General features: G+C 70.0%; 20 protein-coding genes. 6 read left to right on the top strand and 14 right to left on the bottom strand.

The genetic code is table 11. The features are described 5' to 3' along the window. Positions 1–456: a BON domain-containing protein gene (locus DJ019_RS08830; RefSeq protein ID WP_111275654.1), complete on the top strand. Its 456-nt coding sequence runs from the start codon at positions 1–3 to the stop codon at positions 454–456. On the opposite strand, the gene DJ019_RS08825 is transcribed toward DJ019_RS08830, so the two are convergent. The 3 genes from DJ019_RS08825 to ppsA are packed head-to-tail and all read right to left on the bottom strand — an operon-like array spanning position 453 to position 4,335. Beyond that, a complete protein-coding gene (locus tag DJ019_RS08825; RefSeq protein ID WP_240606422.1) occupies positions 453–1,097 on the bottom strand; it encodes a phosphoribosyltransferase in 645 nt (214 codons plus the stop codon). The two genes, DJ019_RS08830 and DJ019_RS08825, sit on opposite strands and share 4 nt — an antisense overlap. Further along, positions 1,097–1,918, bottom strand: a complete 822-nt coding sequence (locus DJ019_RS08820; protein WP_111275652.1) for a universal stress protein — start codon at positions 1,916–1,918, stop codon at positions 1,097–1,099. Before DJ019_RS08820 ends, DJ019_RS08825 begins: the two co-directional genes overlap by 1 nt. After that, entirely contained in the window at positions 1,915–4,335 is a 2,421-nt protein-coding gene (ppsA, locus tag DJ019_RS08815) for a phosphoenolpyruvate synthase (protein WP_111275651.1), read from the bottom strand. The genes DJ019_RS08820 and ppsA overlap by 4 nt, the downstream gene beginning before the upstream one ends. A gap of 136 nt (positions 4,336–4,471) precedes the next feature. On the opposite strand from ppsA, the gene DJ019_RS08810 reads away from it, so the two are divergent. Beyond that, positions 4,472–5,287 carry a TrmB family transcriptional regulator gene (locus DJ019_RS08810; RefSeq protein WP_111275650.1) on the top strand — a complete coding sequence of 272 codons (816 nt, stop codon included), beginning with the start codon at positions 4,472–4,474 and terminating at the stop codon, positions 5,285–5,287. A 2-nt stretch (positions 5,288–5,289) separates the two neighbouring features. Further along, positions 5,290–7,107 carry a retropepsin-like aspartic protease gene (locus tag DJ019_RS08805; protein WP_111275649.1) on the top strand — a complete coding sequence of 606 codons (1,818 nt, stop codon included), beginning with the start codon at positions 5,290–5,292 and terminating at the stop codon, positions 7,105–7,107. Positions 7,108–7,124: 17 nt separating this feature from the next. On the opposite strand, the gene DJ019_RS08800 is transcribed toward DJ019_RS08805, so the two are convergent. Next, a complete protein-coding gene (locus tag DJ019_RS08800; protein ID WP_165843950.1) occupies positions 7,125–9,053 on the bottom strand; it encodes a PAS domain-containing sensor histidine kinase in 1,929 nt (642 codons plus the stop codon). A gap of 100 nt (positions 9,054–9,153) precedes the next feature. Next, a complete protein-coding gene (locus DJ019_RS08795) occupies positions 9,154–9,948 on the bottom strand; it encodes a potassium channel family protein (protein ID WP_111275917.1) in 795 nt (264 codons plus the stop codon). 98 nt (positions 9,949–10,046) lie between these two features. Between DJ019_RS08795 and DJ019_RS08790 the strand changes: the two genes are divergently transcribed. Next, complete coding sequence (locus DJ019_RS08790) at positions 10,047–10,229, top strand: DUF3008 family protein (protein ID WP_111275647.1); 183 nt, start codon at positions 10,047–10,049, stop codon at positions 10,227–10,229. A 3-nt stretch (positions 10,230–10,232) separates the two neighbouring features. Here DJ019_RS08790 and DJ019_RS08785 read toward each other — a convergent pair whose 3' ends face one another. Together DJ019_RS08785 and DJ019_RS08780 are read right to left on the bottom strand one after the other, a co-directional pair. Continuing rightward, a complete protein-coding gene (locus tag DJ019_RS08785) occupies positions 10,233–11,303 on the bottom strand; it encodes an acyl-CoA dehydrogenase family protein (RefSeq protein WP_111275646.1) in 1,071 nt (356 codons plus the stop codon). A gap of 3 nt (positions 11,304–11,306) precedes the next feature. Next, on the bottom strand, positions 11,307–12,473 hold the full coding sequence (locus DJ019_RS08780) for an acyl-CoA dehydrogenase family protein (protein WP_111275645.1): 1,167 nt from the start codon (positions 12,471–12,473) through the stop codon (positions 11,307–11,309). A gap of 118 nt (positions 12,474–12,591) precedes the next feature. Here DJ019_RS08780 and DJ019_RS08775 point away from each other — a divergent pair, with 118 nt between their 5' ends. Next, on the top strand, positions 12,592–13,983 hold the full coding sequence (locus DJ019_RS08775) for a PQQ-dependent sugar dehydrogenase (RefSeq protein ID WP_111275644.1): 1,392 nt from the start codon (positions 12,592–12,594) through the stop codon (positions 13,981–13,983). On the opposite strand, the gene DJ019_RS08770 is transcribed toward DJ019_RS08775, so the two are convergent. Then, a complete protein-coding gene (locus DJ019_RS08770; RefSeq protein ID WP_111275643.1) occupies positions 13,932–14,303 on the bottom strand; it encodes a VOC family protein in 372 nt (123 codons plus the stop codon). The two genes, DJ019_RS08775 and DJ019_RS08770, sit on opposite strands and share 52 nt — an antisense overlap. Before the next feature lie 117 nt (positions 14,304–14,420). Here DJ019_RS08770 and DJ019_RS08765 point away from each other — a divergent pair, with 117 nt between their 5' ends. Further along, a complete protein-coding gene (locus DJ019_RS08765) occupies positions 14,421–16,802 on the top strand; it encodes a penicillin acylase family protein (RefSeq protein WP_111275642.1) in 2,382 nt (793 codons plus the stop codon). A gap of 7 nt (positions 16,803–16,809) precedes the next feature. Here the strand turns inward: DJ019_RS08765 and DJ019_RS08760 are convergent, their stop codons facing one another. The 6 genes from DJ019_RS08760 to DJ019_RS08735 form a co-directional block, all read right to left on the bottom strand. Further along, positions 16,810–18,861 (bottom strand): TonB-dependent receptor plug domain-containing protein, encoded by a 2,052-nt coding sequence (locus DJ019_RS08760; RefSeq protein ID WP_111275641.1) that lies wholly within the window; start codon positions 18,859–18,861, stop codon positions 16,810–16,812. A 149-nt stretch (positions 18,862–19,010) separates the two neighbouring features. After that, positions 19,011–21,566, bottom strand: coding sequence for a TonB-dependent receptor (locus DJ019_RS08755; RefSeq protein ID WP_111275640.1), 2,556 nt, complete (start codon positions 21,564–21,566; stop codon positions 19,011–19,013). Positions 21,567–21,723: 157 nt separating this feature from the next. After that, complete coding sequence (locus tag DJ019_RS08750) at positions 21,724–22,209, bottom strand: RpiB/LacA/LacB family sugar-phosphate isomerase (protein ID WP_111275639.1); 486 nt, start codon at positions 22,207–22,209, stop codon at positions 21,724–21,726. Then, a complete protein-coding gene (locus tag DJ019_RS08745; protein WP_111275638.1) occupies positions 22,202–22,882 on the bottom strand; it encodes an SDR family NAD(P)-dependent oxidoreductase in 681 nt (226 codons plus the stop codon). The genes DJ019_RS08750 and DJ019_RS08745 overlap by 8 nt, the downstream gene beginning before the upstream one ends. A 173-nt stretch (positions 22,883–23,055) precedes the next feature. Further along, a complete protein-coding gene (locus tag DJ019_RS08740; protein ID WP_111275637.1) occupies positions 23,056–24,228 on the bottom strand; it encodes an acetyl-CoA C-acetyltransferase in 1,173 nt (390 codons plus the stop codon). Between the two features lie 134 nt (positions 24,229–24,362). Next, entirely contained in the window at positions 24,363–24,857 is a 495-nt protein-coding gene (locus DJ019_RS08735; RefSeq protein WP_111275916.1) for a GAF domain-containing protein, read from the bottom strand. Positions 24,858–24,875: the final 18 nt, after the last annotated feature.

Raw genomic sequence — 24,875 nt, 5'->3', positions numbered from 1 at the left:
ATGGACAATGCCCCGCTGAGCGCCGCTGTTCGCGCCGAACTGGACAAGTTCGGCCCGCTTCCCGACCTTCATGCGAAGATGGCGGACGGGATCGTCACTCTCAGCGGTACGGTCCCCGACGAGGAACTGCGACGCCGGATCGAACAGCAGCTCCTGGCCCTCCCCGACGTGCTGGACGTCCACTGCTACGTCGACGTGACCCCGCCCTGCGACGGCCTGGAAGACCGCTTCCTGGCCATGCTGGCACGCGACGGGATCTCGGCCGACGACCTTCGCGTCACGATCGAGGGCGGCGTCGTCACCCTCTCTGGTCGGGCGGCGAGCTGGTTCGACCGCGACGCCATGGGCCGTCTGGCCTGGACCCTTCCGGGCGTTCGTGAGGTCGTCAGCCGGGTCACCCTGCCGCCGGGCGCTGTCGAGCCGGGCCGCGACGCAGGCGGCGACCTGATCCCCTAATCCCGGCCAGGCTGGCGCAAGCGGGCCATCGTCTTCACGACCTCGTCGTCCTCCAGCTGGCGGAAGTCGAGATAGTGCGCGCCAATCGCGCCCACCGGGCCGAGCGGCTCCAGGCAGACGACCTCATCAGCGTCCGCCTCCAGTGCGACCAGGACATCCGACGGCGCCACCGGGGTCGCCAGGAGCAGCCGCCGGGGGCCGCGCGCCCGCACCGCCTGAAGCGCGGCGCGGGTGGTGGCGCCGGTCGCGACTCCGTCGTCCACCAGGATCGCCACGCGCCCCGCCACGTCCACGGGCGGGCGCTTGCCGAGATAGGCCGCGCGTCGCCGCTCGATCTCGCGGAGCTGAGCGGCGCGGGCCGCCTCGAAGGTGGCCTCGTCCACGCCGTACGCCGCCATGACGTCCGGATTGCGAACCGTGGCGCCGCCATCGGCCACCGCGCCCATCGCCAGTTCCTCATGGAAGGGCGAGCCGATCTTGCGCACCAGGATCAAGTCCAGCGGAGCCGCCAGGGCCTGCGCCACCTCGGCGGCGACCGGAACACCGCCCCGTGGGAGCGCCAGCACCACGACGTCCTGGCCGGCAAACGAGGCCAGGGCCGCGGCAAGCCGGCGGCCCGCGTCCCGGCGATCCCGGAACATCAGTGGCTGACGAACAGCGGGACCCTAGGCCCGTCGAGCATGCGCCGGCTGACTCCTCCCAGGACCTGTTCCTGCAGTCGCGGCCGGCCGTAGAGTCCCATGACCACCAGGTCGGGCCTGGCCGCCTCCACCTGGCGCTGCAGCAGGACGCCGACCGGCGCATCGCCGCCCCGCTCCACGATCACGTTCGGCTCGACCCCGTGATGTTCGAAATGCCGCTGAAGCAGGCCGTCCGCGCCGTCGGCCCCGCCGCGGGCGACCATGACCACATCCACGGCGTCCGCCAGGCCGATGAGCGGCCAGGCGCTCCGCAGCGCTCGCGCAGCCTCCCGGCTGCCGTTCCAGGCGACGAGGATGCGGCGGAAGGTCGACGGCTTCGCGCCATCGGGCAGCAGGATCGCTGGGCCCCCGCTCGCCATCGCCAGCGACGCCGGCTCCAGCCCTCCCCGCGCGGTCTCGGACGCGGCGCTCAGGATGAAGAGGTCAGTCCGGCGCGCGCAGGCCGCCAGCGCCTCGGAGTCGGAAACCACGTCCCAGACGCTGGACACCTCCTGCTCGGCGGCGGCGGCCTCGAACACCCGCCGCGCGCCTTCCGCGGCCGCGGCCGCCGCCTTGTCATAGGCGTCGACCATCCGCTGGATCTCCGCGGCCGACAGCGCGGCCGTCACGTCCGGCGGCACGAAGGGCGCTCCGACCTGGCTCCGCGCATAGGCCCCGATCAGGGTCGCGCCGAACTTGGCGGCCACGTCGGCGGCGAACCGGGCCGTCGCCGCCTGGGCTTCGCCGCCGTCCATGCTGACGAGGATGTCGCGATAGGTCATGGGATCGCTCCGGGTTTGTTCTGGGGTTGTCGGGCGTCCGCCTCGGCCTCGCGCACGATGGCGAGAGTCCGGGGCAGGCTCTGGGGATTCACGCTGATGGAGTCCACGCCGAGGCCGGCCAGGAAGGCCGCGATCTCGGGATAGGTCGCCGGCGCCTCTCCACAGATGCCGACGTGCCGGCCGTTCCGGTGGGCGCCCGTCACGGCCTGCCGCAGCATCTCCATGACGCCTGGATCGCGCTCGTCGAAATCAAACGCGACGGTCTCGGAGTCGCGGTCCACACCCAGCACGAGCTGGGTCAGGTCGTTGGAGCCGATGGAGAAGCCGTCGAACAGTTCGGCGAAGGCGTCGATCTGGATGACGTTGTTCGGGATCTCGCACATCACATAGACCTCGAGCCCGCCCTCTCCACGCTTCAGGCCGTGTGCCGCCATGGCGTCCAGCACCCGGCGGGCCTCGTCGACCCGACGGCAGAACGGGACCATGACCTTCAGATTCGTCAGCCCAAGCTCGCCCCGCACCCGGGCCAGCGCCTCGCATTCCAGGGCGAATCCGTCGGCGTAGAGCGGGTGCGCGTAGCGCGCGGCGCCCCGGAACCCGAGCATCGGGTTCTCCTCTGTCGGCTCGAAATCACGGCCGCCGGTCAGCCGTGCGTACTCGTTGGTCTTGAAGTCGGACAGCCGCACGATCACCGGGCGAGGCCAGAAGGCCGCCGCGATCACGCCGGCGCCCTCCACCAGTCGGTCCACGAAATACTGTCGCGGTGAGGGATACGCCCTGGCCAGACGCGCCATCGCCGTCCGGTCGCGGGCCGACGTCACGCGGTCCGGATGGGCCGCCGCCATCGGATGCAGTCGGATCTGCTCGCCGATGATGAACTCCAGCCGCGCGAGCCCCACGCCGGCGCTGGGCGCCTGGGCGAACCGGAAGGCCAGGTCGGGCTGCGCCAGGTTCAGCATGATGTGCGTCCGTGGCGGCTTCAGGTCGGCCACGTTCAGGCGCTGGACTTCGAACGGCACGTCGCCCGCAAAGACCCGGCCGGTCTCCCCCTCGGCGCACGAGACGGTCACACGGTCGCCATCCGCGAGGCGCCGCGTCGCGTCGCCGGTCCCGACCACCGCCGGAACGCCCAGCTCACGCGCGATGATCGCGGCGTGGCAGGTGCGGCCGCCGCGCTCGGTCACCACCGCCGCCGCCCGCTTCATCACCGGCTCCCAGTCGGGATTGGTGACCGGCGCGACCAGCACCTCGCCTGTCTGGAAGGCCTTGAGGTCAGCGGGCTCGCGCACGATCCGGACCGGACCGGCGGCGACCCGTTCGCCGACCGCCTTCCCCTCAACCAGGACCTTGCCCGAGCCCTTGAGCCGGAAGCTCTCGATCTCGGCGCCGCTCCGCTGCGAGGCCACGGTCTCCGGTCGCGCCTGGACGATGTAGAGCCGCCCGTCGACGGCGTCCTTGGCCCACTCGATGTCCATCGGCATGGGGCGACCGGCGCGCTGCGAGTAGTGGGTCTCGATCCGCAGCGCTACATCGGCCAGGGTGAGAACCTCGTCGTCGGTCAGGCAGAACCGTCCCCGCAGCGCCCTCGGGACCGGACGCGTGGCGAGCCCGCCCCCGCGCCGCCAGGTCATCCGCGTGTGCTTAGTCCCCAGGCTCCGCTTCAGCACCGCGCGCGCGCCCTGCAGGAACGTGGGCTTGTGGACATACCACTCGTCGGGATCCACCCGCCCCTGCACCACATTCTCGCCGAGGCCGTAGGCGCCGGTGATGAAGACTACGTCCCGGAAGCCGCTTTCAGTGTCGAGCGTGAAGCTCACCCCGCTCGCCGCCTCGTCCGAGCGCACCATCCGCATCACGGCCACGGACAGCGCGACCTTCTCATGCGCGAAGCCGTTGTTCACCCGATAGACGATCGCCCGGTCGGTGTAGAGCGAGGCGAAGCAGCGGCGGCAGGCCTCGATCAGACCGTCCTCGTCCCGCACGTGCAGGAAGCTCTCGTGCTGGCCGGCGAAGCTGGCCGTGGGCAGGTCCTCTGCTGTGGCCGAGCTGCGAACCGCGACGCTGAGGTCCGGGCCCGTGCGGACCTTCAGGTCGCGGAACGCCTCGACGATCGCCGCTGCGAGCTCCGGCGTCCCCGTCGCCTCGTAGACGATCCTCCGGGCTTCCGCGCCGCGTCGCGCCAGGTCCGCGACGTCAGCGACGTCCAGCCCCGCCATCAGTTCGGCCAGCCGGGGCCCGGCGCCCGCGCGAGCGATAGCTTCCCGATAGGCATCGGCGGTAATCGCAAATCCCTCCGGCACGCGAGCCGGGCCCTGATCCAGGAGCCGATGAAGCTCCCCGAGCGAGGCGGTCTTACCCCCTACGACCGGCACGTCGTCGAGCGTCAGGCCGTCGAAGGATCGGACGTGACCGCCCATTCGCCTGCTCCCTTGCCGCGAACCTGCAAGCTAACCGGCCCGCGACGCCGCCCGCGTTGAGCACGGTCAACCCGCGCGTCCGACCTTACGAGAGCTTAACTGGACCAAACATGCGAGCGCACATTTAGTAGCAGCCATGACTGCTACTACACCCGTCGCGGCGCTTCTGGACCTCGGCTTCACCGACATCGAGGCGCGCATCTTCTGCGAGCTCACGCGCCTGGGCCCCGCCACCGGTTACCGGCTGTCCAAGGCGATCGGAAAGGCCAGCGCCAACACCTACCAGGCCCTCGAGACCCTGGCCCAGAAGGGCGCCGTGATCGTCGACGAGGGTGAGACCCGCATCTGGCGAGCGGCGCCAGCCGCCGAACTGATCGCCGCCCTCGGAGCGCGCTTCCAGCAGCGCAGCCAGTCGGCGCTTGCGGCGCTCGCGGATCTGAAACCGCCCGCGGCCGAGGCTCGTCTCTACGCCGTAAAGACCCCCGATCAGGTGATATCGCGGGCCCGGGCCATGATCGAGGCCGCCCAAGAGATCCTGCTGTTCGACCTTTTTCCCGAGCCCTATGTGGCGCTCGAACCCGACCTGGTCCGCTGCGGCGCCCGAGGCGTCCGCGTCGTCGGCCAGGTCTACGGCGACGGGCCCACCCGGGTCCCCGCGGTCAGCCAGCCGGTGGCCGAGACCCAGCTTGCGGCCTGGCCCGGCCGCCAGGTGACGATCATCGCCGACGGCCGCGAACACCTCACCGCCCTGCTCTCCCGGGACGGCCAGCGCTGCCGTCACGGGGTCTGGAGCGACAGCGTGTACCTCGCGTGCCTGTACCACAGCGGGCTCGCCGCAGAGATCGTGCTCGGGGCCCAGGCGCGCGGCCTCACCCTCCCCTTCGACCCTTCGCTGTTCGGCTCGCGGCCTCCGGGCCTCGACGCCCTGACCGATCCAGCCTTCGGAGACTGACCATGAAATCCGTCCTGGCCGCCGCCGTGGCCGCTCTCGCCCTGGCCGCGCCCGCCGTTGCGCTCGCCGACCCGGCCCGCGAGGCCATCGACCGCTACGTCGCCTGGCGTGGCGGACCCGCCTTCGAGAAGGCGACCGGCCTCCTGGTCCGCGGCAAGACCGACAACGGCCGCTTCCAGGGCGAGGTGGAGCGCCGCATCGAACCCGGGCGTAGCGTCGAGCGCATCAGCCTTGGCTCGGCCGTCATCCACCGGGCCTTCATCGGCGACGGCGGCTGGACCGTCACCCTGAGCGGGCAGGTCGAGGACGCCGGCGCCCCCGCCGCAAAGGACGCCGCCCGCCGACGCCTGGTCGCCTTCGACGACGCGCTTCGGGGCAAGAATGGGAAGGTCACGCTCGAACCGGGCGAGACATTCGAGGGGCGCACCGTTCAGGTGCTGCGCGTGACCTTCGACGGCCGCAACCGGTACGACCTGCTGCTCGATCCCGCGAGCGGCGCCCTCGTGGCCGAGCGGCTGACCGAGGAGGGCACGACGACCACGACACGCTTCGACGACTGGCGCATGGTCGAAGGCGTCCGCATGCCCTTCCGGCAGGTCCAGCAGACTGCCGAGGACCCCATCGTGATGACCACCCTCCTCACAGAAGTGGACATCAATCCGAAAGCCGACCCGGGCGCATTCGCGCGCCCGGCGTCGCGGAAGCTCTACGCCTTCCCGGAAGGGCGGGCGCACACCGACCCGCTCACCTTCGAGCTGTACATGGGCACGCGGATCAACATTCCCGCGGCGGTCAACGGCGCCCAGACCAACGTGATGCTCGACAGCGGCGCCGAGGCGACCGTGCTGGACAAGGCCTATGCCGAGAGCCTCGGGATCAAGCCGACGGCCATCGTCGCTGCCGTCGGCACCGGCGGACGCGACGTCGCCGAGCTGGCCAACGGCGTGACGATACGGATCGGCGATGTGGAGCTGCGGGACCTGACCGTGGCGCTGATGGACCTCAAGCCCATCGCCGCCGCCATCGGCCGGCCGCTGCCCGCGATCCTCGGCAAGGAGGTGCTGAACGCCTTGACGGTGCAGCTCGACTTCGGCGGCCAGACCATCACCTTCCACGATCCGGCCCGCTTCCAGCCGCCGGCGGGCGCCGTCCCCGTGCCGGTGACCAATGTCTCGGGCCTGCACGCCATTCCCGCCTCGATCGAAGGGGGCAAGCCGGTGCTGATGGACTTCGACCTCGGCAACGGCCAGCCGCTGCTGGTCTTCCCGACCTACTGGAAGCCGAACGGCATGCTGTCCGACCGCCCGACGTCCAAGGGCATGTCGGGGGCGATCGGCGGAATGCGCTCCCGCAACGTCGCAACCGTCAAGAGCCTGACGCTCGCCGGTGTCACCCTGCGCGACATCCCCGCCACCTTCGGCGACGAGGACAACAGCGCGCTGAACAACGGCCACACGGCCGGCAACATCGGCATGCCGATCCTCGGGCGCTTCGAACTGACCACCGACTACGCGCGCAGCCGCATATTCCTGAAGCCGCGGCCCGGCGTGATCGACGCGCCGTTCCCCAAGGACCGTCTCGGCGCGCTGACCCGCTTCGGGAACGGCGCCTTCACCATCGGCGTCGTCGCGCCCGGATCGCCCGCCGAGGCCGCCGGCCTGAAGGTCGGCCAGGTCATCACGGCGGTCGATGGCCGCCCAGCCGCAGAGCTGGGCGTCGCGGGCCTCACCGCCCTGCGGACCGGCCCCGCGGGCCGGGCATTGGCGCTGACCCTCGCCTCGGGCGAGACGATGAGCCTCGTGCTGAAGGACTATTACTGACCCCGGCCGGGCGGCGCTCAGACCGCGGCGGCCGCCCGCGCCTCGCCCACGGCGAGGACCTCGTTCATGGCCTCCAGCAGTTCGCTGAAGGTCACCGGCTTCTCAAGGTGGCGATCGGCGCCGGCCGCAAGACTTGCGGCCACGTGCTCGGGCAAGGCGTTGGCGGTGAGCATGATCAGCGGCGTCGCGGGGCGTCCCGCGGCGCCCTCCGTCTCCCGCACCCGGCGCGTGGCCTCCAGGCCGTCCATCACCGGCATCTGCATGTCCATCAGCACGACGTCGAACACGTCGGCTCCCATGGCCATCAGGGCCTCCGCCCCGTTCTCGACGCTGACCACCTCGGCGACGCCGTCCAGCATCAGCTCGATGACCTTGCGGTTCGTCGGGTGGTCGTCGGCGAGCAGAATGCGCAGCTGGCGCACAGGCGCCTCCACAGCCACCGCTTCCAGGTCGTCTCCCACCGTCTCGGTCTCGACCAACGGCAGCTCGAACCAGAACCGCGCGCCCTGGCCCTCCCGGCCGTCGGCGTCGAGAACGCCACCCATCAGCTCGCAGAGCTCGCGGCTGATCGCCATGCCCAGGCCGGTGCCGCCGAACCGGCGCGTGATCGAGCCGTCCGCCTGCTCGAACCGACCGAAGAGCTGCGCCTTCATTTCGGGTCGGAACCCGATTCCCGTGTCCTCCACGCTCACGCGTACTCGCCCAGCCATCGGCGCCTCGGCCGTGATCCGCACCTCGCCCCGTTCCGTGAACTTCACGGCGTTGGACAGCAGGTTCAGGAGCACCTGGCGGATGCGATATGGATCGCCCTTGAAGGCCTGATCGGCGCCCGGCAGGACGTCGATCTTTACCGCCACGCCCTTCTCGTCGGCCTGCAACCGCGCCAGCGCGGCCGCCGAGCGAACCAGATCGCCCAAGTGGAAGTCCGTGGCCTCGATGGCGATACGCCCGGCCTCGATACGCGCCAGGTCCAGGATATCGGACAGCAGGCGCTCCAGCGTCGCGCCGGATGACGCGATGATCCGCACCAGCTCCCGCGCCCTGGGCTCCAGCTCCTGGCGCGCCAGCATGTCGGCGCCGGCCACGATCCCGTTCAGCGGCGTGCGGATCTCGTGGCTCATGTTGGCCAGGAACTCGCTCTTGGCCCGGTTCGCCGCCTCGGCTTCGGCCAGCGCCGCCTTAAGCGCCAGCGCGGCCTCGCGCCGCTCGGTGACGTCTTCGCCAAGGGTCACGAGGTGCAGCGGCTGGTCGCCGTCGTAGGTCGCGAACTTCTTGGTCGTGAAGTAGCGGACGCCAGCGCGCGTCGTGATCGGCTCCTCCTCCGAGACCCGGGTCTGGCGCGAGGCGATCACCTCGGCGTCCTCGGCCGCGAAGCCGCGCGCCTCGTTCTGGGGAAAGAGCTGGTAGGCGTCCTTACCAATGAACTGGGTGCTGGAGAGGCCGAACGCGTCCTCCGCCGCGCGGTTGATCAGCACGTAGCGACCGTCGCGGGCGTTCTTGGCCAGAAGCGGGTTGGGCAGCAGCCGCACCAGCGTTTCCAGGAAGGTCTCGGATTCGACCGTCTCCGAGACGTCGCGCGACACCGCCAGCAGGCGAACCACGGCGCCAGCCCGGTCCCGCACCGGCGAGATCACGGTGTCGAGGTGAAGATGTTTGCCGCTGGCCGTGACGCAGGCGCCGCGGAAAACCCTCACCTCCCCGCGGGCCGCCGCGGCGATGGCCTCCTGCATGGGGCTCCGGGCGTCCACGGGCCAGAGCAGCGGCCAGTGCTTCCCGCGCATCTCCTCGACCGGGGTCTCGCACAGGGCGCTGCCCGCCGGGTTCACATAGAGGATCTCGCCCGACGGGCTGAGCAGGCGGGCGCACTCCGGCCATGCGTCGAGGATCGCGGCCAGATCGACCTGACCTACGCCATCCGTCGCCGTCTGAGTCGCCTCCCCCGGCACTCGCAACCCCCGAAGCGACACGCCCCACGCGCGCCCAGGTTGCAGTTGGCTCACAGAAACCTAAAGCATTTGCGAAGGACAGGCGGCGCGAGCGCTGCGCCTATTCCTCGTTGGGGATGTTGAGCAGGGTTCCGCACGCCTTGCAGTGCACCGCGTCCGGGTCGTGGCGCATGAGGCCGCAGGTCGGGCACAGGAAACGCACCTTGAACGGACGGATCAGTGTCTGGGCCAGTCGGACAAACAGCGTGATGCCGCTGATCATGATCACGATGGTGAGGAGCCGGCCCCAGACCCCCGGCAGGGTGATGTCGCCGAACCCGGTCGTGGTCAGGGTGGTCACCGTGAAGTAGAGCGCGTCCACATAGCCCTGGATGCCCGGATGTTCCCGCGCAAAGCTGGCATAGACGAAGCCAGTGGCCACGAAGACGAAGGTGACCAGGGTCGCAAGCGTCTTCGCAACCTCTTCCCATCGCGTCTCGTCGTAGCGCCGACCGATCGTCTGCCAGAAGAACTCGCTGTGAAACAGCGACCACAGGCGAAGCACGCGCAGGAACGCCAGGTTGAACAGCCAGAGCGGGAACAGCAGGGTGGCCAGGACGAAGAGATCGATCCAGGTGTTCGGCTTGCGCAGCCATTCCCGCAGGTTGCGGTAGCTCAGCGCCCTGGCGGCGATGTCGGCGGCCAGGATGCAGGCCACCGTGTAGTCGACATAGAGGTAGGCCGGAAAATCGCGCAGGAAGGGGGCCGCGATGAAGAACCCGATCGCCAGGAAATCGATGGCGATCACCCAGAGCCGGAATCGCACCGCGCCCGGCGACTTGCCATGGTAGAGCGCCCGCAGGCGCGCGCGCAGCCGCGAAACCTTTTCCCGCCCGGCGACGGCTCCCTCGGTCAAGCTGCCGATCCCCTCATGCTTCACAAGAACCCTCGTCCGACTTGCGGGTTCATGCCCTCAGCCGCGCACCCTCGCGCGACATTGGGAGGAGGACAACCATGCCCGCCAAATCCGCCGCTCAGCAGAAGGCCGCCGGCGCCGCGCTGTCGGCCAAGCGGGGAGACACGCCCAAGAGCGAACTCAAGGGCGCCTCGAAGTCGATGATGTCGATGTCCGAGAAGGAGCTCGAGAAGATGGCCTCGACGAAGCGCAAGGGTAAGCCCCAGCACGTCAAGCACTGAGGCTCAGGCCGCCAGGCCCTGCATCCTCGCCGCCGCCTCGCGCACCCGTTCGGGACCGCCCAGGAGCTGGCGGTTCTGGCCGATGCGCTTGAACCAGTAGTGCAGGCCCAGGAGATCGGTCATGCCGATGCCGCCGTGCACCTCGGTCGCCGTGCGCGCGACGAAACGGCCGATCTCCGACAGATGCGCCTTGGCGTGGGCCGCCATCAGCGAGGCCTCCTCCGGCGCGTGGTCGAAGGCGTAGGCGGCGTACCAGACGAGCGCCCGCGCAGGCTCCAGCTCGGCGGCCATCTCGGCGCACAGGTGCTTCACCGCCTGGAACGAGCCGATGGTGCGGCCGAACTGCTTGCGCTCCTTGGCGTAGTCGACGGCCCTGTCCAGCATCGCCTGCGCCGCGCCCAGAGTGTCGGCGGCCAGCACGATCCAGGCCGCGTCCCGCAGACGCTCCAGCGCCTGTCCGTTCGCGAGCGGCTCGGCGGGCGTGTCGCGGAACACCAGCTCAGAGAGGCGGCGCGTGTTGTCGATACTCGGCATCGCCGCCGTTTCGGCCGCGCCGCGGGCGAGGTGCAGCGCCCCGCCCCGGTCGGCCACCACCAGCAGGTCCGCGCCCGCAACGTCCAGCGCGAACAGCGCCTTGCCGGACAGCCGCCCGCCCCCGGCCGTCACGCCCGCGCCATCGCGCGCGCCGGCGATCGGCTCGGAGATCGCCGCACCGGCCAGCACCGCGCCCGCCGCCAGCTTCGGCAGCCATTCCCGGCGCTGGGCGTCACTGCCGGCGGCGAGCGCCAGCGGCGCCAGCACCGCCGTGCTCAGGAATGGAGTCGGCGCCACATGCCGTCCCAGGGCCTCGGCCGCCAGCGCCGCCTCCAGCATCCCGAGGCCCAGGCCGCCATGCTCCTCGGGCACGAGCAGGCCCGGAAGGCCAAGGTCGGCGAGGCCCTTCCAGATGTCCGGGGCCGTCTGCTCGCCCCCGTCCGCGAACCGCCGCACCCGTTCCAGCGGCGCGAGGTCGGCGAGGGCCCGGTTCAGGCTGTCCTGCAGCATCACCTGGTCGTCAGAGAGCGCGAAACGCATGGCTTAGGCCTCCACGACCTTGGGCTCGCGCGGCATGTTCAGGCCGCGCTCCGAGATGATGTTCTTCTGGATCTGGGCGGTGCCGCCGCCAATGATCAGCCCCAGGTCGAACATGTAGTTCCACTGCCAGCGCCCCTGGGCCCGCAGGTGCGGACCGTCCTGATAGAGGATGCCCAGCTCGCCCAGCGCGTCGATCGCCAGCGCCGCCACCTGGTGATTCAGCTCGCAGCCCTGCAGCTTGACCACCAGCCGCGCCAAGCCGGCCGTCTGGTCGGTCATGGTGCGCAGGCCGTTGAATTTCATCGACAGCACCCGCGCCTGGAGCTGCATCAGCCGGTCGCGGAGGATCGGGTTGTCGATGATCCTCTGGCCGTCCACCGTCTCTGACTTCATGAGTTCGATCAGGGACTTGAGCCGCGCTTCCGTCGCATTGGGATCGCCCAGCATCCCCCGCTCGTGCTTCAGGGTGGCGTTGGCCACGAACCAGCCTCGACCGCGCCCGCCAACGACGCTCGCCTTCGGCACGCGCACGTCGGTGAAGAACACCTCGTTGAATTCCGCCTGGCCGGTCATGGTCTTCAGCGGCCGCACCTCGATCCCCGGCGTGCTCATGGGGAACAGGAGGTAGGAGATGCCCTCGTGCTTCGGCTTGTCGGGTTCAGTGCGCACCAGGCAGAACATCATCTGCGCCTGGGCCGCCGTAGAAGTCCAAATTTTTGAACCATTTATGACGAAATCATCACCGTCTTCGACGGCTCGGGTCTGCAGGTTGGCGAGGTCGGAACCGGCGCCCGGTTCGGAATAGCCCTGGCACCAGATGATGTCCCCGGCCAACGTCGGCGGGATCCACTGGCGCTTCTGCTCCTCGGAGCCGACCTCCAGCAGGGTCGGGACCAGCATGGAGATGCCCTGCCCCGCCATCCCGGGAGGCGCCCCGGCGGCGATGAACTCCTCGGCGATGATCCGCGACTTCAGGATGTTGGGCTCGGCGCCGTAGCCGCCGTATTCCTTCGGGATGGTGCGGGCGGCGTAGCCGTTGGCGATCAGCAGCTTCTGCCAGGCCTTGGGGTCCTTGGGCGCGCCGCCCTCGTATTCGCCCTTGTGCGCGTTCAGGAAGGACCGCACCTCGTCGCGGAAGGCCGCCAGCTCGGGCGTCAGCGTCAGGTCCATTTGCCTTTCGGCCCCTTTGTGCGTTTCTGCTGTCGCGTCAGTGAACCGGTTTTCCGGTCGCCCGCAACGGCGCCGTGGCGTCAGTCTGGTGCGATTGGGCCGCCCCTGGGAGGATGTGATGAAGTCTCGCTGGTTGGCCGCGGGCGCGGCCCTGTTCCTCCTGGCCTCGTGCAGTTCCGCCGGGTCGGATGATCCGTTCGTCGGCTTTGGACCGAACCCGGACCTGCCGCCGCCGCAGAAGAGCCTGATCCCGACGATCGGCGTGCCGGAGGTCGTCGGCTGGCCTGCCGGCGCCGCGCCGAAGGCGCCTCCGGGCTTCACCGTCACGCGCTTCGCAGAAGGCCTGGATCATCCCCGCTGGCTGCTGGCGCTACCTAACGGCGACGTCCTGGTGGCCGAGTCCGCCGCCCCGCCCAAGGCGGAGACAGGCAAGTCCGGCGGACTGCGTGAGTTCTTCGCCAAGATGCTGATGAAGCGCGCCGGCGCGGTGGTGAGGAGCGCGGACCGCATCACCCTCTTGCGCGACGTAGACGGCGACGGCGTGGCAGAGACCCGAACCGCGTTCGCCACGGGCCTGAAGTCGCCGTTCGGCATGACGCTCGTGGGCGAGACGCTTTACGTGGCCAATGCCGACGGCGTGGTCAGTTTCCCCTACCAGCCCGGCGCGACCCAGGTGGCCGGTCCGGGCGCGCCGGTGTTCGACCTGCCGGGCGGGCCAATCAATCACCACTGGACGAAGAATGTCGTGGCCAGCCCGGACGGGACCAAGCTCTACGCCACGGTCGGCTCCAATTCGAACATTGGCGAGAACGGCATGGCCGCCGAAGAGGGGCGCGCGGCGATCTGGGAGTACGACTTGGCCACTCGCGCCAAGCGACTCTACGCGACCGGCATCCGCAACCCGAACGGCCTCGACTTCGAGCCGACGACCGGAACGATGTGGACCGTCGCCAACGAGCGTGACGAGATCGGCAGCGACTTGCCGCCCGACTACCTCACCAGCGTCAGGGATGGCGGCTTCTACGGCTGGCCCTACAGCTATTGGGGGAAGATCGTCGACCAGCGGGTGAAACCCCAGCGGCCCGACCTGGTGGCCAAGGCCCTGGCGCCGGACTACGGCCTCGGGCCGCACACCGCCTCGCTGGGGCTGACCTTCTATCGCGCCACGGCCTTCCCCGAGAAGTACCAGGCCGGCGCCTTCATCGGCCAGCACGGCTCGTGGAACAGGAAGCCGCTGAACGGCTATCGCGTGGTCTTCGTGCCCTTCTCCGGCGGCCGGCCGCAGATGCCGGCCGAGGCCTTCCTGACGGGCTTCCTCAACGCCGAAAACAAGATCCAGGGCCGCCCGGTCGGCGTCGCCGTGGACGGCCGCGGCGCCCTCCTGGTCGCCGACGACGTGGGCGACATCATCTGGCGGGTCGCGCCCGCCCCACAGGCGGGGCAGGCGCGCCCTGATCGTCAGCCCATCTTGAAGAAGCAGAGCTTGTTGCCGTCCAGGTCGCGGACGTAGGCGCCGTAGAAGGTCGGCATCCGCTGGCCGGGCGGGCCGTCGCACGTGCCGCCAGCAGCCAGGGCAGCGGCGTGGGCGGCGTCCACCTGCTCGGTCGAGGTCGCCGGGAAGCCGAACATGCTGCCGTTGCCGGCGCTGGCGGGCTTCTCGTCATAGGGCTTGCTGATGGCGATCATGCCGGGCGTCGCGCCGCCGCCGTAGAATTGCATCCGGTCGCCGTTGGCGAAGGTGCGCTTGCCGCCGAGCGGCGCCAGCACCGCGTCGTAGAACGTCTTGGCCTTCTCGAGATCGTTCGTCCCGATGGTCACATAGCCGATCATTTCGGAATCCCTCCCTGTTGAACTGACACTCCTAGCCGATGACCCGCACGGAAGCGCAAGCGGCGCGTGACGAACAGTCCCTCGAAGGTCCAGTATCTCGGTGCAGGGGAGGCGCACATGAAGCTGGCAGGTGTGGTGTTGGGGTTGGCGCTGGCGGCGGCGGGGACCGCCCGGGCCGAGGTGTCGACGGCCGTGCGGCAGGAGACGGGCGCCGTCCGCGGCCTGTCCGCGCCGGCAGAGATCGTGGTCGACCGCTGGGGCATCCCGCACATCTACGCTGCCTCTACGAAGGACGCCTTCTTCCTCCAGGGGTGGAACGCCGCCCGCGACCGGCTCTGGCAGATCGACCTCTGGCGAAAGCGGGGCCTGGGGCGCCTCTCCGCCAGCTTCGGGCCCGCCTATGTCGCCCAGGACCGGGCCGCGCGCCTGTTCCTCTATCGGGGCGACATGGCCGCAGAGTGGGCGTCGTATGACCCCATCGGCCGCGAAGCGGTGGAGTCCTTCGCCGCCGGCGTGAACGCCTATGTGGCCGAGGTCCGCGCCGGCCAGCGGCCCCTGCCCGTGGAGTTCCGGCTCACCGACAGCCAGCCCGAGACCTGGAACCCCGAGGACATCCTGCGCATCCGCAGCCACGCCCTGGTCAGCAACGTCACCTCCGAGGTCGCCCGCGCCCGGACGATCTGCGCCGGGGGCCTGGCCGCCGACACCCTGCGCCGTAAGCTGGAGCCGGCGCACAAGGTCACGGTCCCCAAGGGCCTCGATCCCTGCGAGGTGCCGGAAGATGTCCTGGCCGACTACGTCCGCGCCACCGAGCCGGTCAGCTTCGCCGCCTTCGCCAAGGCCAAGGCGGAGGCGGAGGCGCCAAAGCCGCTGGCCCAGGTGATCGACGAGCGCGCCGCCGAGGGCTCCAACAACTGGACGATCTCAGCCGCCCGCAGCGCCACCGGCCGCCCGATCCTCGCCAATGACCCGCACCGGCCGGTCGGCGCCCCCTCGCTGCGCTACATCGCTCACCTGGACGCACCGGGGCTGAGCATCATCGGCGCGGGAGAGCCGGCCCTGCCCGGCGTCTCCTTCGGCCACAACGGCACCACCGCCTTCGGCATCACCATCAACTACGTCGACCAGGAGGACCTCTACGCCTACCAGACCCGCGCCGGCGCCTACCGCTACAAGGGCGGCCACGAGCCGATGCGGGTGATCCGCGAGACCATCGAGGTCAAGGGCGAGGCCCCCCGCGAGGTGGAGCTGAAGTTCACCCGCCACGGCCCCGTCGTGTGGGAAGACGCCGCCAAGGGCCGCGCCTTCGCCGTCCGCACCATCTGGAACGAGCCGGGCCTCGCCGGCTACTTCGGCTCCTCGCGCATGTGGCGGGCGAAGTCGTGGGAGGATTTCCAGCTCGCCCGCAACCGCTGGGGCGCGCCGCCGCTCAACCTCGTCTACGCCGACACCCATGGCGACATCGGCTGGTCGGTCGCCGCCCGGACCCCCGTGCGCAAGGGTTGGGACGGCCTGATGCCCGTACCCGGCGATGGCCGCTATGAGTGGACCGGCTTCGTCGAGGACGGCGGCCTGCCGGTCGTGAAGAATCCGAAGGAGGGCTTCTTCGCCACCGCCAACGCCATGAACATCCCAGCCGAGCCGGCCTACCCGCGCGAGAAGCGCCAGCTTGGCTTCGAATGGGCCGACCCCAGCCGCAGCCAGCGCATCCACGAGGTGCTGAACGCCCTCCCCAAGTCGACCTTGGCCGACTCCATGGCCTTGCAGGTCGACAGCGTGAGCCCGCAGGCCCGCCGGGGCGTCGCCCTGTTGAAGGACGTCACATCCCCTGATCCCGCGCTGGCCAGGGCGCTCGGCTACCTCCAGGCCTGGGATGGGAACGAGACCACCGACAGCGTCGCCGCCGCCCTCTATGAGACCTGGGCGCTCAAGCACCTGGGCCGCCAAGTGGCCGTGAGGGCGACAACGCCCGCCGCCGCCAAGCTCATCGGGGACGGCGCACCCGACCCGATCTTCGCCTGGCTGGAAGCCCAGCCACCCGCCGCGCGCGCGCCGCTGATGCTCGCCGCCCTCGCTGACACGATCGCCGAGCTGAAGGGCCGCCTCGGCGCCGACATGGCGACCTGGACCTGGGGCCGGCTGCACCACGCGAAGTTCGTCCCGGCCGTCGCGACCTTGGCCGACCCGCAACTCGCCGCCCAGATGACGGTAGGCCCGCTGCAGGTCCCCGGCTCGGCCTCGACCCCGCGCGCCGCCACCTGGCGACCGAACGACTTCGCCCAGAGCTCGGGCGCGTCGGTGCGGATCGTCCTGGACGTCGGCGCCTGGGACAACTCCATGGCCATAAACACCCCCGGCCAGTCCGCCGACCCCATGAGCCCGCACTACCGCGACCTCTTCCCCCTGTGGGCGGCGGGGTCCTACGTGCCCCTGCGCTTCAGCCGCGCGGCGGTCGAGGGCGACGCCGAGGTGGTGATGAAGCTGACGCCGGCGAAATAGGTCCGGCTCACCGGCCGAACGTCTTGCGCAGCCGGACCATCAGGTTGCCGCCCCACTCAAGGTCACGGACGTCGGTGTAGACGAGCTGGCCCAGGCTGCGCGGACCGGCATAGACCTCGCGGATTCGCTTGGCGTCGCGCATGTTGATCCCGTTGGCCTCGATGCGCAGTGTCACGTCGGGGCGCAGGCGGTGCTCGGTGTAGAGGATCAGGTAGGGTGAGACCTTCTTGGTCTCGATCTCCGTCAGCCGGAACACCCGCTCGCGAAAGCCGCCCAGCAGGTCGAGCCCCCAGGTCATGCGCCACTGCGGCAGCGCCTGGCTGAAGTGGACCTCCCAGTCGACCGGGTGCAGCGTCGAGATCTGCCGGTTCGAGCGGGTCAGGGGGTCGAGCACCTTGGTGTCGCGCCAGGTGACCTGGCCCTTGAGCTGGGCCGATCGAAGCCCCAGCCGATCAAGCGGCGCCGTGAGCCCGGCCTGCACCTCGGTCTTGCGTCCACTGCCGATATTCCCCGGCGCGTCCGCCAGGATGACCCCGCCCGGCCCCAGGATCGGCGCGCGGTCCACCACATCCGAGAGATCGAAGTGGCGGTAGGTCAGGACGATCGACCCATCCTTCCAGAAGCTGCGCTCGACGGTCGCTTCGTAGACCCAGGCCTGCAGCGGGGTAAGGTCGGGATTGCCGGCGACTACCACCCCTGTCGAGGCGACGTTCGGCGAGGCGACGAAGTCGTCGAAGTTGAGCTGTCCCACCTCCCGCTCGATGCGCAACCGCATCTGGGCGCCCTCGCCGGGCGTCCACGTTAGGGCGGCCCGCGGCTTCAGATAGGTGAGCGACTTCTCCAGCGTGACGTCGCCGGCCGAGGTCACCCGCGAATACTCCTGCCGGGCGCCGGCCTCCAGGGTAAGACGCGGCGACAGACGCCAGGTCCCGCGCAGGATCGCCTGACCGCGCACCTCCTCCACCAGGACGTCTCCGGCCGGAAGGGGCACGGGGCGGCCGTTGACCGCGAGGGCGGTCTGGCTGTCGAGGCGGTTGTAGGCGCCCTCCCCGCCGGCCTCTATCCGCATGCCAGGCGCCGGCGTGATGTTGAACTGAAGCCGCCCGACGGTCTCATAGCTCTTGCGGTCCAGGGCGAAGTCGCGTGTGAGCGTCGGTCCCCGGAAGATGGACTCCAGGTCCTGGATGAACACCTGCTGGAAGAGCAGCGCCTCCATCCCGACCTTCTCGTTTAGCCGGCGGGTGAACCGGATGCCGGCCTCGTGCTGGCCGCGCTTGTTCGGCGACTTCTCGTACTCGACCCCGCCGGCGATGCGGTCGTTGTCATAGAGCTCCAGAGCGCCGTAGTTGAACTGGATCGAGCCGGTCAGACTGAGCTGTCCGCCCATCAGCGGAGTGGAGAAGGCGCCCGTGGACTGGATCCGGTGGCCGTGCTGATCGGCGTCGACCTCGGAGTCGATCAGGCGCCGGCCGTCCGGAGCATACCGGATACGCCCGCCGTCCCCGTTCTCGTCGTTGGGGAAATGGCCCGTGCTGAAGGTTTGGCTGAACTCCGCGTTCCGGCCGCCCGGCAAGGTCCACTGCCCCTCGAACCTGACCCCCGGCAGGAACCGCCCGTCGTAGACGGCGTCGAAATAGGGCTGCACGGCGCCGCGGAAGCCGGCCTGCTGGCCGCGCACGACATTGGCCACCACCGAACGGCCCTCCATGTCGATGCCGGGTGCGCCTCCGCGGATCACCTCGACCCGCGCCACGGAGGCGGCGGGAATGCGTCGCAGGATGTCTTCCAGCGTGTCGTTCTTGGCCAGCGGCGGCTTGCCGTCGATCAGCACATTGCCGCCCGAGCCCTCAAGGCCCCTGACCGTCGAGCCCTTGTCGAAGGTGAACCCCGGCAACCGGACCACCATGTCGTAGGCGCTGACCGGCCGCACGTCTGCGAAGAACGCCGGCGGATAGGCGGTCACGCCCCGCTCGGCGGCAGCGGGCTGAGGCGCAGCCGGCAAAGCCTCGACAGCCGCCGGCGGCGCGGCCGCGGCGGCGAGCATGACCCATGGACCCATCTTCGGGGTTCCCTCCCAAGCGGCACTTTCGCGCGCTTTGGAGGGCTAAGCTACCAACGTTCAGTTGGCCGTCGGATTTCGAAAGTCGGGTGCGGCTTTCACGTAACAGAGCCCGCCGGCGTGACGTCTCCGCCACGCCGGCGCCGCCCTCAGCGGTAGCGGTAGGTGACCCCGATCCCCACCATCCGCGGCGCGCCCGCGATGAAGGTGGGCAGGCCCAGGCTGTCGCCCGTGTTGCCGGCGTCGATGATGTAGTCCTCGTCCGTCAGGTTGGTGGCGAAGGCCTCGACCGTCACCGGCATCGTCTCCGACGTCCACGCGACGCGCAGGTTCAGGAGGCCGTACGCCTTCTTGAACTCGTCCTGAGCCGTGTCCGCCACGAAGACGCTGGGCGGCCGCTGGAACTTCGCCAGGTCGTTGTTGTCGTCGAAGAACGCCTTCGACTGCCAGGTGTAGCTGGGCCGCACCTCGAACTCGCCGCCCAGGCCGCGGAACCGCCACGCCGCCGCCAGCGACAGCGAGTGGTCGGGCGACAGGCGGAAGCGGTTGCCGTCATAGGCTCCGCCGTCGAAGCGGGCGTGGCTGTAGGCGTAGGTGGCCAGCAGGTCCAGGTCGGCGGTCACCGCCCAGTCCGCCTGTCCCTCGACGCCATAGGCCTTGGCCTTGCCGGCGTTGGTGGTGACGAACAGCGTGCCCTGCTGCTCCACGGTCTGGAAGTTGTCGTAGTCGTAGCGGTAGGCCGACAGGTCCAGGCGCAGGCGCCGGTCCATCAGGGCGAACTTGCCGCCGAGTTCGTAGCTGTCGACCGTCTCGGCCTCCACCCGGGCGAACCGCGGGGTCGAACCGGGCAGCGCCGGGCCCGAGGCGGCCAGCACCTCCGGCCGCCGTCCCCGCGCGATCGAGGCGTAGAGGTTGGCGTCCGCGCTGGCGGCATAGCGGCCCACGAGGCGCCAGGTGACGCCCTCGTCGGTCAGATCCTGCTCGAACGCTTGTCCGCCCGTGGTGGGCTGGAAGGTCAGGCCGAACAGCGGAAGCTGGCTTTCAGGGATCGACTGGACGATCGGAAGCTGCAGCGCCCCGAGGATCGCCTGCGCCTGCGCGATGGCCGCCGGCGTGCCCGCCGAGGCGAGCTGCGCCGCCCCGATGGCGCCGCCTAGCACGCTGCGCCCGCCGACGACCCGCGAGCCGAAGCCCGTGGTCTTCTCATCGCGGGTGAAGCGGACCCCGGCCGAGACCTCCAGCTTCTCGGTGACCTTGGCGGTGACGTCGGCGAACACGTCGAATGAATCCAGGTCGCTGGTGCTGCGGGCTTCCTCCACGTGAGCGGCGCGCAGGTTGCCGGCGATGGCCGTCGCCTGGGCCGGGGTCAGGACGATGCGGTTGCCCGACAGGCTCGCCACCAGACCCCGCACCAGCGCGCCGGTGAAGGCGGTGTTGGCGAACAGGCCGGCGGGCGCAGCCGTCGTCGCCGGCAGGCCAGAGCCGGCGGCCGAGCCGTTGAGCTGGCCGGTCAGCACCGCCAGCCCGATCCGCTCGTCGAACTGCAGCGGCAGGCGCTGCTTGTCCTTCGCCCCGAAGATGTCGCCGCCGACGAAGCCGCGGATCCGGCCGCCGTTGTCGAAATTCAGCCGCAGCTCCTGGCTCCACTGCGTCCCGCGCGCATCATTGAGGCCCGTCAGGATCGGCAGGCCGAGGCCGTCAGGATCGTAGGTCTCCTCGGCGTCGTAGCGGCGCCAGGCGCTGATCGAGTTCAGCGTCAGCGAGTCCGTGAGCTTGAATTCCACCAGACCGGTGTAGCTCAGCACCTCGCGCTCCAGCCCCAGCGCCCGGCCGTCGCCGAAGTTCGCCGGCGCCAGTAGCGCGGCCGCGCTCTGCGGCCGGCGGTCGCCCAGCACCTGCCCCGTGACCGGATCGGCCGGCGAGAACCCGCCCGACTTGAACGCCGTGCCGGTCGGCTCGTCCTTCTGGTAGTTGACGATCAGGTCCGCCTTGATCCTGTCGGCGGGCTCCAGCCGCAGCGCGCCGCGGATCGCCTTGCTGTCCACCGACTGGAAGGCCTCGCCGCCCAGGGCGTTCTCCACATAGCCGTCACGCGCCCGCATCCGGCCCGCAAGGCGCAGAGCCGCCTGCTCGCCCAGCGGCAGGTTCACCGCCGCCTCGACCATGCGGTAGTCGAAGTCGCCGGCCTCGAACCGCGCGTAGCCGTCCACGCCGGCCGTCGAGGCCTTGGCCTGGATGATGTTCACGCCGCCGATCAGGGCCCCGCGACCGAACAGCGTCGATTGCGGCCCCTTGGCCACCTCCACCCGCTCCAGGTCGAACAGCTCGACGTAGGCGCCCTGGGCCTTGGAGATCGAGACCCCGTCCTGGAACACCGACACCCGCGCCTCGGCGGCCGGATCGGTGGAGTCCGAGGTGATGCCGCGCATCACGAAGCCGGGGTTGTTCGGCGACTGGTCCTGCACCTCGAAGCCGGGCGTGAACAGCGACAGGTCGTTGAAGTCCTGGACGCCCAGGGCGTCCAGCCGCTCCTGGCCGTAAGCGGTCAGCGCCAGCGGCACGTCGATGGCCCGCTGCTGCTGCTTCTGCGCCGTCACGACGATCTCCTCGATCGCCACCGGCTCCTGGGCGAACGCCGCCCCGGCCGCGCCGGCCATCAGCACGGCGCTCGCCGCGGCCAGCAGCCGCGCACGTGAATTGGTCATTGATCTATCCCCTACGCGAATGCGCGTGGGGCGGCCCTAGCGTGGCCGTGTGACGGACGCATGAAGGCGCCGCACCGCACAACCCAGTTATCTCGCAACTGCAGCATAAATGCCGCAATCCCTTATCTGATAAGGCATTGCCGACCGGTCGGAAGCCTCAGCGCGACTGGATGTCCAGCTTCGCCAGCCGCTCGCGTCGGGCCGCATAGCGATCGCCCAGGGCAGGCGTGGCCAGGAAGGCCTCCAGGATTTGCTCCGCGACGGCGCCATCCGTGTTGTCAGCGCCGAGCACCAGCATGTTGGCGTCGCCATGCTCCCGCGCGGGACCGCTCTCGGCCGGTGTGTGCAGAAGCGTCGCGCGCATGAAGGGAAAGCGGTTGGCGGTCATCGCCATCATCTGCCCACTGCCGCAGATCCCGATGGCGAAGTCGGAGCGCCCCGCCCTGATCTCGTCCACCAGCCGCAGCGCGTGGTCCATGGCGTCGACCCGCTCGGCCCCGCCGTCCGCCCCGCAATCGGTGACCTCGTATCCGTGGGTCTTCAGCCAGTCCGCCAGCCGCGTCTTCAGCGCAAAGCCGCGATGGTCCGACCCCACGCAGATCGGCTTGTTCGTCAGGCGGCCCGGCCGCTCGGCCTCAGACACGGCCGGTCACGGGCATCAGCGCACCGGTCACCGCCGTCGCCGCCTCGCTCGCCAGGAACAGCATGACCGCGGCCAGGTCGGCGGGAGCCACCCATGCGGAGAAGTCGGCATCCGGCATGTCGGCCCGGTTCGTGGGCGTGTCGATGATCGACGGCAGCACGGCGTTGACGTTGATCCCGTCGCCCTTGAGTTCTTCCGCCAGCGACTGGGTCAGGGCGTGGACGCCCGCCTTGGCCGCCGCATAGGCCCCCATCCCCAGGCCCGCCTTCAACGCCGCGGCCGAGCCGACGTTGACGATCCGGCCGGCCGCGCTGGCCCGCAGGTGAGGGATCGCCGCGCGGCTGGCGTTCGCGGCCGTGACCACGTTCAGGGTGTGCATCCGGGCCCAGGTGGAGGGGTCCTGAGTCTCGATGGTCTCCCAGACGAAGCCGCCCGCGATGTTGAGCAGCGCATCGATCCGTCCGAACCGCTCGCCGACCGCCGCCATGGCCGCCGCCGCCTGCACCGGGTCGGCCAGGTCGACCTCCGCCAGCACCAGCGCGCCCTCCGCGCCCGCCGGCGCCTTGGCGAAGTCGATCAGCGCCACCTCATCGCCCTGCGCGCGTGCCGCCCCGGCGACCGCCGAGCCCAGCACCCCGAAAGCCCCCGTGATCGCGATGACCCGACTCGTCATGACTCATCCTCACCAAGCGCCGCAGGCTTTCAGACCACAGAAAATTCGGAAAACACAGACGGCGCCGGGGCGGCCCGGTCATCCCAGATCCGCTTCCGCGTCCTTCTGTGTTTTCCGTGGTTCAAATAAAAAAGGGGGCGCCGAAGCGCCCCCTCGATATTCGCCGTCGAAGCCTAGAGCCGCTCGACGATCGTCACGTTCGCCATGCCGCCGCCTTCGCACATGGTCTGCAGGCCGTACTTTTTGCCGCGGTTCTTCAGGGCGTAGATCAGGGTGGTCATCAGCTTGGTGCCCGAGGCGCCAAGCGGGTGGCCCAGCGCGATGGCGCCGCCGTTGACGTTCAGGCGCTCGGGATCAGCGCCCAGCTTCTGCAGCCACGCCACCGGTACCGAGGCGAAGGCCTCGTTCACTTCGAACAGGTCGATGTCGTCGATGTTGAGGCCGGTCTTCTTCAGCGCGCGCTCGGTCGCCGGGATCGGGGCTTCCAGCATGATCACCGGGTCGTGGCCCAGGACCGACAGGTGGTGGACGCGGGCCAGCGGCGTCAGGTTGTGCTCCTTCAGCGCCTTCTCCGACACGACCATCACGCCCGAGGCGCCGTCGCAGATCTGGCTGGAGGTCGCCGCCGTGATCCGGCCGCCCTCGCGCAGCAGCTTCACGCCGCGCATGCCCTCGAGGCTGACGTCGTAGCGGATGCCCTCGTCGCTGTCGTGACGCACGGTGTTGCCTTCGGCGTCCAGGCCGTCGATGGCCAGGATCTCGTCCTTGAAGGCGCCGCCCTGGGTGGCCGCGATCGCGCGCTGGTGGCTGTGGTAGCCGAACTCGTCCAGCTGGTCCTTCGTCAGGCCGTACTTCTCGGCGATCATCTCAGCGCCCATGAACTGGCTGAACTGGATGTTCGGATAGCGCTCTTCCTGGCGGGGGCTCTTGGGAACGCCGAAGCCTTCCTTGGCGGCCAGGCTGACCGACAGGCCCATCGGCACGCGGGTCATGCTCTCGACGCCCGCCGCGATCACCACGTCCATGGTGCCGGCCATCACCGCCTGGGCGGCGAACTGAAGGGCCTGCTGCGAGGAGCCGCACTGACGGTCGACCGAGGTCGCCGGCACGCTTTCCGGCAGGCGCGAGGACAGCACCGCGTTGCGCGCGATGTTGGTCGACTGCTCGCCCACCTGCATCACGCAGCCCATGACCACGTCCTCGATCACGGCCGGATCGACGCCGGTCCGGTCGAGCAGCTCGTTCAGGACGGCGCCGCCCAGGTCGGAGGGGTGCCAACCGCGAACGCGGCCGCCCTTGCGGCCACCGGCGGTGCGGGTTGCGGCGACGATATAGGCTTCGGCCATCTCAAAGCTCCCAGACTTGCTAGCGCATGCTCTCTGCGCCTCGCAGGGCGCGTCGCAGCGGGTCTTAGCGGGGCGCCCCTGCGTAAGACAACGGAGGTGACGCGGGCGTCACCTTACGTTGGGGCGCCGAACGCTCATCCGAACGTCGCCCTGAGGATGCGCTCCAGCCAGTTTCGGTCGACCGCATCGAACGCCGCCGGGCGCTCGGAATCCACGTCGAACACGGCGATCAGCTCGCCGTCCGCGTCGATCACCGGCACGACGATCTCGCTCGCCGAGCGGCTGTCGCAGGCGATGTGGCCGGGAAAGGCGTGGACGTCCTCCACCACCTGGGTCTCCCGCCGCGCCGCCGCCGTGCCGCAGACGCCGCGCCCGAACGCGATCCGCAGGCAGCCCAGGGTTCCCTGGTACGGCCCCACCACCAGCTCGTCCCCCTTCGCCGGGTCCACCACGTAGAACCCGGTCCAGAAGAAGTGGTCGAAGCTGTTGGCCAGCATCGAGGCCACCGTCGCCATCCGCGCGGTGACGTTCGGCTCTCCGTCCAGCACCGAGGCGATCTCCTCGGCCACGGTGGCGTAGCGCGCGGCCTTCTCGGCGGGCAGGGCGAGGTCGTTGAAAGCTTCGGCCATGCCGGCCGATGTAGCGAT

It is taken from the genome of Phenylobacterium kunshanense (genome assembly GCF_003254525.1).
GTDB classification, from domain to species: domain Bacteria; phylum Pseudomonadota; class Alphaproteobacteria; order Caulobacterales; family Caulobacteraceae; genus Phenylobacterium; species Phenylobacterium kunshanense.
Note: the sequence above shows the minus strand (reverse complement) of the source record. Positions and strands in the feature narration are given on the sequence as shown.

Bases quoted from the DNA above. Each gene is read 5' to 3' on its own strand.
- DJ019_RS08735 (WP_111275916.1), bottom strand. From the start codon at position 24,857: ATGGCCGAAGCTTTCAACGACCTCGCCCTGCCCGCCGAGAAGGCCGCG.
- DJ019_RS08740 (WP_111275637.1), bottom strand. From the start codon at position 24,228: ATGGCCGAAGCCTATATCGTCGCCGCAACCCGCACCGCCGGTGGCCGC.
- DJ019_RS08810 (WP_111275650.1), top strand. From the start codon at position 4,472: ATGACTGCTACTACACCCGTCGCGGCGCTTCTGGACCTCGGCTTCACC.
- DJ019_RS08830 (WP_111275654.1), top strand. From the start codon at position 1: ATGGACAATGCCCCGCTGAGCGCCGCTGTTCGCGCCGAACTGGACAAG.
- DJ019_RS08765 (WP_111275642.1), top strand. From the start codon at position 14,421: ATGAAGCTGGCAGGTGTGGTGTTGGGGTTGGCGCTGGCGGCGGCGGGG.
- ppsA (WP_111275651.1), bottom strand. From the start codon at position 4,335: ATGGGCGGTCACGTCCGATCCTTCGACGGCCTGACGCTCGACGACGTG.
- DJ019_RS08780 (WP_111275645.1), bottom strand. From the start codon at position 12,473: ATGGACCTGACGCTGACGCCCGAGCTGGCGGCCTTCCGCGACGAGGTG.
- DJ019_RS08745 (WP_111275638.1), bottom strand. From the start codon at position 22,882: ATGACGAGTCGGGTCATCGCGATCACGGGGGCTTTCGGGGTGCTGGGC.
- DJ019_RS08785 (WP_111275646.1), bottom strand. From the start codon at position 11,303: ATGCGTTTCGCGCTCTCTGACGACCAGGTGATGCTGCAGGACAGCCTG.
- DJ019_RS08760 (WP_111275641.1), bottom strand. From the start codon at position 18,861: ATGGGTCCATGGGTCATGCTCGCCGCCGCGGCCGCGCCGCCGGCGGCT.
- DJ019_RS08790 (WP_111275647.1), top strand. From the start codon at position 10,047: ATGCCCGCCAAATCCGCCGCTCAGCAGAAGGCCGCCGGCGCCGCGCTG.
- DJ019_RS08820 (WP_111275652.1), bottom strand. From the start codon at position 1,918: ATGACCTATCGCGACATCCTCGTCAGCATGGACGGCGGCGAAGCCCAG.
- DJ019_RS08770 (WP_111275643.1), bottom strand. From the start codon at position 14,303: ATGATCGGCTATGTGACCATCGGGACGAACGATCTCGAGAAGGCCAAG.
- DJ019_RS08805 (WP_111275649.1), top strand. From the start codon at position 5,290: ATGAAATCCGTCCTGGCCGCCGCCGTGGCCGCTCTCGCCCTGGCCGCG.
- DJ019_RS08775 (WP_111275644.1), top strand. From the start codon at position 12,592: ATGAAGTCTCGCTGGTTGGCCGCGGGCGCGGCCCTGTTCCTCCTGGCC.
- DJ019_RS08825 (WP_240606422.1), bottom strand. From the start codon at position 1,097: ATGTTCCGGGATCGCCGGGACGCGGGCCGCCGGCTTGCCGCGGCCCTG.
- DJ019_RS08755 (WP_111275640.1), bottom strand. From the start codon at position 21,566: ATGACCAATTCACGTGCGCGGCTGCTGGCCGCGGCGAGCGCCGTGCTG.